This is a genomic window from Kytococcus sp. HMSC28H12 (genome assembly GCF_001816045.1).
GTDB lineage: Bacteria > Actinomycetota > Actinomycetes > Actinomycetales > Dermatophilaceae > Kytococcus > Kytococcus schroeteri.
This window is the reverse complement of record NZ_KV824665.1, coordinates 1-8,608: the sequence shown is the minus strand read 5'-3', so window position 1 is coordinate 8,608 and position 8,608 is coordinate 1. Positions and strand designations below refer to the sequence as shown.

Annotated in this window: 9 protein-coding genes; 6 read left to right on the top strand and 3 right to left on the bottom strand. The window is 74.1% G+C overall.

Annotation, left to right across the window (positions count from 1 at the left end; translation table 11 throughout):
• Nucleotides 1-50: 50 nt before the first annotated feature.
• Together HMPREF3099_RS10725 and HMPREF3099_RS10720 are read right to left on the bottom strand one after the other, a co-directional pair.
• Complete coding sequence (locus HMPREF3099_RS10725) at nt 51-803, bottom strand: alpha/beta fold hydrolase (protein WP_168168524.1); 753 nt, start codon at nt 801-803, stop codon at nt 51-53.
• Nucleotide 804: 1 nt separating this feature from the next.
• Nucleotides 805-1,620: a DinB family protein gene (locus HMPREF3099_RS10720; RefSeq protein WP_070705995.1), complete on the bottom strand. Its 816-nt coding sequence runs from the start codon at nt 1,618-1,620 to the stop codon at nt 805-807.
• Nucleotides 1,621-1,681: 61 nt separating this feature from the next.
• Between HMPREF3099_RS10720 and HMPREF3099_RS10715 the strand changes: the two genes are divergently transcribed.
• From HMPREF3099_RS10715 to HMPREF3099_RS10700, 4 genes are all read left to right on the top strand, one after another.
• Entirely contained in the window at nt 1,682-2,710 is a 1,029-nt protein-coding gene (locus tag HMPREF3099_RS10715; RefSeq protein ID WP_070705993.1) for a helix-turn-helix transcriptional regulator, read from the top strand.
• 18 nt (nt 2,711-2,728) lie between these two features.
• Complete coding sequence (locus HMPREF3099_RS13635) at nt 2,729-3,784, top strand: DUF2207 domain-containing protein (RefSeq protein ID WP_070705991.1); 1,056 nt, start codon at nt 2,729-2,731, stop codon at nt 3,782-3,784.
• 74 nt (nt 3,785-3,858) lie between these two features.
• Nucleotides 3,859-4,500 (top strand): TetR/AcrR family transcriptional regulator, encoded by a 642-nt coding sequence (locus HMPREF3099_RS10705; RefSeq protein ID WP_070705989.1) that lies wholly within the window; start codon nt 3,859-3,861, stop codon nt 4,498-4,500.
• Nucleotides 4,497-6,059 carry an MDR family MFS transporter gene (locus HMPREF3099_RS10700; RefSeq protein ID WP_070705987.1) on the top strand — a complete coding sequence of 521 codons (1,563 nt, stop codon included), beginning with the start codon at nt 4,497-4,499 and terminating at the stop codon, nt 6,057-6,059. Before HMPREF3099_RS10705 ends, HMPREF3099_RS10700 begins: the two co-directional genes overlap by 4 nt.
• Before the next feature lie 97 nt (nt 6,060-6,156).
• Here the strand turns inward: HMPREF3099_RS10700 and HMPREF3099_RS10695 are convergent, their stop codons facing one another.
• Nucleotides 6,157-6,954, bottom strand: a complete 798-nt coding sequence (locus HMPREF3099_RS10695) for an alpha/beta fold hydrolase (RefSeq protein ID WP_070705985.1) — start codon at nt 6,952-6,954, stop codon at nt 6,157-6,159.
• A 57-nt stretch (nt 6,955-7,011) separates the two neighbouring features.
• Between HMPREF3099_RS10695 and HMPREF3099_RS10690 the strand changes: the two genes are divergently transcribed.
• A complete protein-coding gene (locus HMPREF3099_RS10690; protein ID WP_070705983.1) occupies nt 7,012-7,740 on the top strand; it encodes a glutamine amidotransferase in 729 nt (242 codons plus the stop codon).
• A 5-nt stretch (nt 7,741-7,745) separates the two neighbouring features.
• A partial coding sequence (locus tag HMPREF3099_RS10685) for a class I SAM-dependent methyltransferase (RefSeq protein ID WP_141762133.1) occupies nt 7,746-8,608 on the top strand: 863 nt, incomplete at its 3' end.

The following is an 8,608-nucleotide window of genomic DNA, read 5'->3' as shown; positions in this document are numbered from 1 at the left end:
CGGCCCCTCGACCGAGTGGTCGAGGGGCCGCTGCGTGCGTGTGGCGGCGCTCAGCGGCGGACGGCCTCCACGAGGGCGTCGCCCAGCACCTGCGGCGCAGAGACCATGGGCCAGTGCCCGGTGTCGATGTCGATGAAGTCCACCTGCGCCCCGGCGAGCTCCGGCATCGGGTCGGCGGCCTGCCACTGGCGCACCTGCTCGGGGGTGAACTCGGGGCACACCAGGGTGATGGGCACGTCGAAGCGCGCCTCGTCGGTGTACTCCACCACGGCCTCGGCCACGCCCTGCGGCACTGGGATGGCGCGGTCCAGGAGGTCGGCCTTGGCGGCCTCGTCCAGGTCGTCGGAGTCCGGGCCGGCGAAGGGCTCCCACCCAGGGTGCGCCATCACCCCGTCCTCGATGGGGAAGAAGGCGGCGTACTGCTCCCCGCCGGTGCTGGGGACGCCGCCCACGAGCACCACGCGCCGCACGGCGCCCGGGCGGCGGTCGGCCGCCATCCACGCCAGCGTGCACGCGGCCGAGTGCCCGACCACCACCACCGGCCCGTCGGGGCTCGTGGCGTCGATGGTGGCCAGGACGGCCCCCAGCTGGTCGTCGAGGGTGACGCCCTCGGGGTCGGGCGCGGTGGTGCTGGCCCCCGGCAGTGCTACCACCTGGGCGCGCAGGTCCGCCGCCTCGAGCAGCGGGAGCAGGGCGTCCCACGCGTGCTCGTCGAGCCACAGCCCGCCGAGCAGCAGCACGGTGGTGCCGGTGGGCGCCTCGGCGGGGTCGGGGACGTCCGTGGACGGGGTGGGTGCGGTCATGTCAGGGCTCCTGGGAGGTCGGTGGGGTGGTGGGGTCGGCAGAGGTCGAGACGCCGGTGAGGGCGTCGAGGTCACGCTCGGCGAACAGCCGGTGCTCGTACTCCTCCATGAGCAGCACGTGCACCGCCTCGGCCACCGGCAGGTCCTCCACCTGCGGCCACCCGGGCTCGGCGCGCGTGACGGTGCCGGCGAGCGCCGCATCGTCGAGCGGCCGCAGGGCCGCCCGCACCTGCTCGCAGCGCTGGGACCGTTCGGCCAGCACCTCGCCCAGGCCCGGGCGGGCGTCACGCACCGGGGTGAACCCCTCGATGGCGGGCGCCTCGTCCCACGGCAGGTCCAACGGCGCGTAGGGGTCGGGCTCGCCGCGCAGCACGCGCTGGGCCCACGCCGCGTTCTTGAAGTTGAGGTGGCGCAGCGTCTGCACGAAGGACCACTCGCCGTCCACGCTGGCGTGCAGCTGGTCCCCGGGCAGGGTGCGGGCGCGCTCGATGGTGCCTTCCCACAGCTCCTCCAACCGGGCCCACGCGGCGCGGATGCCGTCGGGGTCAGTGGCGAACAGCAGGGCCCGGTCCGGGTCGCGGCGGTTCAGCTCGGCGTCGATGAGGGGCGCCACGTCCACCCCGTTGATGACGAGGTCGAACACGTCGCAGTCGATGCGGGTGTGCACGATCGCCCCTCCGCGGATGCGGGCGCCCTCCATGAGCAGCCCGCGGATGTCGGCGCCGCTGGCGTCGACCTTGGTCATGCTGGCCCCGGCCACCCGGACGTGCTGGAGGGTGGCCCCGCTGAGGTCGACTCCGTCGACGTGCTCGTCCATGCCCCCACGCTAGGGCCCTTCCCGGACGGTTCGCGTCCGCGAAGTCTGCGAGAGTGGTCCCGTGCCCGATGCCTCAGCGCGCCCCACCCATCCCGGCCCTGCCTCGGACTCCCCCACCGTCCGGGCCCTGCGCGCCCTGGACCTCCTGCAGCGTCGACCCCGCGTCACGGCCTCCGAGCTGGCCGAGCACCTGGGGGTCAGCGAACGCGCCGTGCGCCGCACCATCGCCACCCTGCGGGAGGCGGACGTGCCGGTGGGCGCCACGAGCGGCCCCGGCGGCGGCTACCGGCTGGGACGCGGCGTGCGCCTGCCGCCGGTGGTGTTCAGCCAGACCGAGGCGCTCTCCCTGGTGATGGCCGTGGTCGACGGCCGCCACGAGGCCCGCGACGAGACCCAGCCGGTGGGCGCGGCGCTGGCCAAGCTGCTGCGCGCCATGCCGGATGCCGTGTCCCAGGAGGCGACCGCGGTGCGCGACCTGGCCGGCTCCACCCCGGACCGCCGGGCCGCCCGCCCGGACCCGGCCGTGGTGAGCCTGCTCGTGGGCGCCGTGGCCACCACGCACTGCGTGGAGCTGGACTACCGCACGGAGTCCGGGCGGGTGCTGCGCGACGTGGTGGAACCGCACGCCGTGGTGGCCCGCCACGGGCGCTGGTACCTGCTGTGCCACGCCCGGCGGGTGGACGCTGTGCGCGCCTACCGCCTCGACCGCGTGACCGCGGCGCAGGTGGCCACCGAACGGTTCACCCCGCCGGCCGAGATCGACCCCGTCGCCGCCCTCGAGGAGCACCTGGGCCGCGGGTGGCGGTACCCCACGGCCGTGCTGGTCCACGCCCCGCGCCAGGAGGTGGCCCCCTGGGTGGGCGGCTCGTGGGGCGAGCTCACCGACCACCCGCAAGGCTGCCTGCTCCGGGGCACCACCCAGAACCCGGCCATGTACGCCGGGGAGTACCTGGCCCGCCTGCCGTTCGCGTTCACCGTGCTGGAGGGCCCCGAGCTGGCCGAGGCGGTGCGGGAGCTGGCCGGGCGACTCGCCGCGGCGGTGGGCGACGCCGCCGGACCTCCGACCCGGGGTGCGTCCCTGCGTGCCTGACCCTGCACACTCGGGGGGATGGACTGGATCCCGACGATCGTCGCCCTGCTCGTGGTGGTCCTGGTGGAGTGGCTCGTGCGCTCCCGGGACGGAGCCGCCACCCGCCCCGACGCCACCGTGCCGCCCCACGTGGTCCTCGCCTCCCCGCCCCCACCGCTCACGCCCCTCGAGGCGGCACTGCTGCTGCCCCGGGGCCGCCGGGGCGTGGTGGGTGAGGTGGTGGACCTCTCCCGGCGCGGCGTGGTGGACGTGCGGCGCGGCACCTCTGGCCAGCACGAGGTCGTCGCCCGTGACCTCATCCGCCCGGTACCGGCCACCACGGGCGCGGTGGTACGCGCCCTGTTCGGCGACCCGCCGAAGGCCGTGGTCATGCCCGGCACCGACCGCTCGGCACAGCGCCGGCTGCGGCGCGTGACACGCCAGGTACGTCGCGACCTGCGCCAGCGGGGCCTGCTGCGTCGTACCTGGTGGCCCCTGGCCACGCCCCTGACCGTGCTGGGGGCAGCCGTGGTCGTGTCCCTGGCGCCGGAGCCCTTCTCCGTCCCCCTCTTCGGCCTGCTGGTGCTGCTCGCAGGATTCCTGCTGATCTCCCGCCTCGGGGGTGCCCCGCGCCTCACGCCGGCCGGACGGGAACAGGTGCGCCACCTGCGGGCGCTCGACGAGGCGCTGTCCGACCCCGGCGCAGGAGGGGGCATGTCCCTCGGGTGGTCCGCCTCCGCCTCGGCGGCGGCCGCCCTCGTGCCGCTGGCGGTGGTGCTCGGCCACCACGCCCGGGCGGCGGACGAGCTGGAGGCACAGCTCGGCCTCGCCCGGCAGGCCGGCGGGGACGGCGGCGTGGTGTCCGGTGGCTCCACGGACGGGTCCGACCACGACGACCCGGCATGGATGGGCGACACCTCCTGGCTGCACGAGGCGTGGGCCGGGGACGCGGTCGCCGGGTGGGGCGGGCTGGACGCCTTCGTCGAGTCCGGCTCGACCGACGGCGGATGGGGTGACGCCGGCGGTTCCTCCGACGGTGGGGGCGGCGACGGTGGTGGCGACGGCGGCGGCGACGGTGGGGGTGGAGGTGACTGACCCACCGCATTGGTGAGGCATCACTCACATTCCTGCACCCGTGCAGACCTTGCACTCATGCAAGAATTGCACCCATGCCCTCCTCCACCCCTCCCAACGATCCGGCGGGACCCACCTCGCTGCGCGAACGGCGCCGCCGGGAGACCTGGGCGGCCCTGCACCGCGCCGCCGCCGAGGCCGCCCTCTCCGGCGACGCCACGGCCTCGAGCGTGGAGGCCATCGCGGCCACCGCCGGCGTCTCCACCCGCACCTTCTTCAACTACTTCACGTCCAAGGACGAGGCGGTCTACGGCTACACCGAGCCGCACGTCCCCACCGAGGCGCTCGAGCGCATGGGCCCCTCCGGCGACCCGGTGGCCCAGGCCACGGAGCTGCTGCTGGCCACCATGCGCACCTCCACCCCGGAGGGCACCCCGGCCCTGCGCAAGCAGCTGATCCAGACCAACCCCGCCCTGGGGCGCTTCCGCCTCCAGGCACTGGCCCGCTCCGAGGACCTCGTCGTCGCGGCCCTGGAGTCCCGGTTCGCCGACGACCCCCGCCTGGCCGACGCACCCGGCGGCCCGGCCCACGCCCTGCGCATGTGGGCCAGCCTCGCCGGCGCCGTGCTGCGCCACGCCACCACCGACCCCGACCACGTGCCCGGCGAGGCCCTCACTCCCGCCGCGGTGCGCCGCAGCATCGACCTGTTCCACCACCTGCTCAGGAGCCCCGAGTGACAGCGACCCGCTACACGCCCCCCGCCGAGAACCCAGCGACCGGCCCGGCCCCCGGGGCCACGGCCAGCCGCGAGGAGAACTCGCGCCACATCGGCTGGATCTTCGCCGCCCTGGTCCTGGCGATGCTGCTGGCCGCCCTCAACCAGACCGTGCTCTCCACGGCGCTGCCCACCATCGTCGGCGAGCTCGACGGCGTGAACCAGATGCAGTGGGTCATCACCGCCTACATCCTGGCCAGCACCATCATGATGCCGGTCTACGGCAAGCTCGGTGACCTCATCGGCCGCAAGCCGCTGCTCATCGCGGCCATCACCACCTTCGTGGCCGGCTCCGTCATCGGCGCCCTGGCCCAGGACATGCCCTGGCTCATCGTGTCCCGCGTGGTGCAGGGCCTCGGCGGTGGCGGGCTGATGATCCTCTCGCAGGCGATCATCGCCGACGTGGTGCCGCCGCGTGAGCGCGGCCGCTACATGGGCGTCATGGGTGGCGTCTTCGCCCTGGCCTCGGTGGCCGGCCCGCTGCTCGGTGGCTGGTTCACCGAGGGCCCCGGCTGGCGCTGGGCGTTCTGGATGAGCCTGCCGCTGGGTGCCATCGCGCTCTTCGGCGCCGTCAGCTTCCTCAAGCTGCCCCACACCCCCGCCAAGGTCTCCATCGACTGGGCCGGCATGGTCGTGGCCGCGCTGGCCACCACCGGCCTCATCCTCACCGTCACCTGGGGCGGCCACACCTACGCGTGGGACTCCTGGCAGATCCTCTGGCTGATCGCCGGCACCATGGTGGCCTGGGTGCTGCTGGTGCTCGTGGAGCGCCGCGCCACCGAGCCGATCCTGCCCATGCACCTGTTCGCCCACCGCAACTTCACCCTCTCCACGGTGGCGGGCCTGTTCATCGGCATCGCGATGTTCGGCGCCCTGGGCTACATGCCCACCTACCTGCAGATGGCCTATGGCAAGTCCGCCACGGTGGCCGGCCTGCTCATGATCCCGATGATGGGCGCCATGCTCGCCACGTCGGTCTGGGCGGGCAACCGCGTGAGCCGCACCGGCAGCTACAAGACGCTGCCCCTCGTCGGCTCGGCCATCATCTCGGTGGGTCTGTGGCTGCTCTCCCTGCTGGAGGTCGGTGACCCGCTGTGGCACGTGTGCGCCGCGCTCGCGGTGCTGGGCGTGGGTCTGGGCCTGTCGATGCAGATCCTCGTGCTGGTGGTGCAGAACGCCTTCCCGCTGCGCGAGGTGGGCACCGCGACGGCCGCCAACAACTTCTTCCGCCAGATCGGCGCCACCCTCGGGTCGGCGCTCGTGGGCTCGCTGTTCACCCAGCGCCTGCACGACCTGGTGGCCGAGCGGCTGCCGATGAAGCCCGGCCAGGGCGGTGGTGCGGAGTCCTCGCTGACGCCCGACCGCATCCAGCACCTGCCGGGCCCGATCCGCGAGGTCATCGTGGGTGCGTACTCCGACGCGCTGACGCCGATCTACCTGTGGCTGGTGCCCTGTGGCCTCATCGCCACCGTGCTGCTGTGCTTCATCCGCGAGGACGAGCTGCGCACCACGCTGGACTGACGGGTCCGACGCCGTAGCCCGGCCCGGACGTGCCCCGGCCCCGCTCCCTGCGACAGGGGGCGGGGCCGGGGCACGCGCGGCGCCGGGTGCCGCCGGTTCAGGTGAGCGTCTCGAGCAGGAAGTTGCGCAGCGTCTGGTGGAAGACCTCCGGCTTCTCCGAGTGCACCCAGTGCCCGGCGCCCTTCACGGTCACCAGCCGCACCTTGGGGAAGAGCTCCTCCATCGCCGGGCGGTACTCCTCCTGCACGTAGTCGGAGTCGCCACCGGCGATCCACAGCACCGGACCGTCGAACTGGCGCTCGCGCAGCTCCTCGGGGAAGCCCATGACCACCGGCAGGTTCTCCAGCAGCATCGGCAGGTTGGCCTTCCAGCTCCAGCGGTCGCCCTCGGTGCGGGTGAGGTTCTGCAGCAGGAAGGCGCGAGTCGTGTAGTCGGGCACCTGCTCGGCCAGGGCCTCGTCCACCTCCTGGCGGCGCTCCATCGAATCCAGCTCGAGGGCCTGCAGGGAGCCCAGCAGGTGGCTGAACTCGCTCGCGTTCTCGCTGTTCACCGGGGAGATGTCCACCACCACCAGGCGGTCCACCATCTCCGGGAAGAGCAGCGCCACGGCCATGGCCACCTTGCCCCCCATCGAGTGACCCACCACGTTGACCGCCCCCTCGGGCCAGGTCTCGCGGACGGTGGCCTCCACCGCGCGGGCCATCTCCCGGTAGTCGAACTCCTCGGTGTGCTCCGAGGCGCCGTGGTTGGGCAGGTCCACCAGCAGGGAGCTCGCGTAGTCCTGCAGGTCGCCGGCGACGGTGCGGAAGTTGCGTCCCTGTCCCATGAGGCCGTGGAGGAAGACGATGCGCTCGTCCCCTCCCTCGACGACGTGGGTGTTCAGGGCGCTGGCCATGGGGGGGTCTCCTACCGGGTTTTCGAGGGCGTGCACAGTGTGCCGCACAATGGGGCGATGCTCCCCTTCCTCCTGCTGTCCACGCGCGCCGAGGACGACCTGGCCCACCAGGAGCACGAGGCGGTGGCACGCCACATGGGGGTCCCGCCGGAGCGCGTCGTGCAGTGGCGCCTGGAAGCCTGGCCGATGCCGGGGCTGGACCTCGGCCGGTGGGCCGGCGTGATCATCGGCGGCAGCCCGTTCACCGTCTCCGACCCGCCCGGGTCCAAGGACCCCGTGCAACGCCGGGTGGAGGCCGACCTGACCGCGGTGCTCGACGCCGTGGTGGCGGCGGACTTCCCCACCTTGGGCCTCTGCTACGGCATGGGCGTGCTCGGCGTCCACCAGCAGGCCACCGTGGACACCACGCACGGGGAGCAGCTCGCCGCACCGGTCGTCACCCTCACCGAGGCCGGTGCCGACGACCCACTGCTCGAGGGCGTCCCGCGGCAGTTCCGCGCGTGGGTGGGCCACAAGGAGGCCGTCGCCACCCCCTCGTCGGGGATGACCGTGCTGGCCGGCTCCGCGGCCTGCCCCGTGCAGCTGGTCCGCGTGGGCCGACACGTGCGCGCCACCCAGTTCCACCCCGAGCTCGACGCCGAGGGGCTGGCCGCCCGGGTGGCCGTCTACGCCCACCACGGCTACTTCGCCCCCGAGGAGGCGGCCGACATCGTGGCCGCGGCCCGCACCACGGACGTGTCCGCCTCGCACCGCCTGCTCGCCCGCTTCGCCGCGCTGTACGGGTGATGGGCGTGGACCTGCGCTCGACCCCTCCCCTGCACTGCGGCCACTTCTCCGCCGGACGGTGCCGCTCCTGCACGCTCATGGGCACGCCCTACGCCGACCAGCTGGCCGCCAAGGATGCCGCCGTCCGCGAGCGCCTGGGCCCCCTGGTGCCCGACCACGGCTGGCAGGAGCCGCTGCCGAGCGCCGCCGCGGGCTTCCGCAACAAGGCCAAGCTGATGGTGGGCGGCACCGCGGGTGCGCCCACCCTGGGCATCCTCGACGCGGACGGACGCGGGGTGGACCTGCGCACCTGCGGCCTGCACGAGGCGGCCCTGGCCACCGTGCTGGACCGCCTCGCGCGCTTCGTGACCCGCGCTGCCCTGCCGCCCTACGACGTGGCCCGCCGCCGCGGGGAGCTCAAGCACCTGGTGCTCACCGCCTCCCCCACCGGAGAGCTCATGCTGCGCCTGGTGCTGCGCACCACCGGGCCGTTGGAGCGGGTCCGGGAGCACCTGCCCGGCCTGTTGGCCGACCTGCCGCAGCTGCGGGTGGTGAGCGCCAACATCCACCCCGAGCACAAGGCCACCCTCTCCGGTGCGCAGGAGGTGCCACTCACCGAGGAGACGCTGCTGTCCGTCCCGATGGGGCCGGTGGTGCTCCACGTGGGCCCGGATTCCTTCCTGCAGACCAACACCGCCGTCGCGGCGGCCCTCTACGCGCAGGTGACCGACTGGCTCACCGACCGTGGTGCGGCCACGGTGACCGACCTGTACTGCGGCGTGGGCGGGTTCGCGCTGCACGCGGCCGCCGCCGGCATCGAGGCGGTGGGCGTGGAGGTCTCGGCCGATGCGGTGCGCGGCGCGACCCGCGGTGCGCGGGACCTGGCGGG

Excerpts from the sequence above, each read along its gene's own strand:
- HMPREF3099_RS10725 (WP_168168524.1), bottom strand. The coding sequence starts at position 803 with ATGACCGCACCCACCCCGTCCACGGACGTCCCCGACCCCGCCGAGGCG.
- HMPREF3099_RS10720 (WP_070705995.1), bottom strand. The coding sequence starts at position 1,620 with ATGGACGAGCACGTCGACGGAGTCGACCTCAGCGGGGCCACCCTCCAG.
- HMPREF3099_RS13635 (WP_070705991.1), top strand. The coding sequence starts at position 2,729 with ATGGACTGGATCCCGACGATCGTCGCCCTGCTCGTGGTGGTCCTGGTG.
- HMPREF3099_RS10705 (WP_070705989.1), top strand. The coding sequence starts at position 3,859 with ATGCCCTCCTCCACCCCTCCCAACGATCCGGCGGGACCCACCTCGCTG.
- HMPREF3099_RS10695 (WP_070705985.1), bottom strand. The coding sequence starts at position 6,954 with ATGGCCAGCGCCCTGAACACCCACGTCGTCGAGGGAGGGGACGAGCGC.
- HMPREF3099_RS10690 (WP_070705983.1), top strand. The coding sequence starts at position 7,012 with ATGCTCCCCTTCCTCCTGCTGTCCACGCGCGCCGAGGACGACCTGGCC.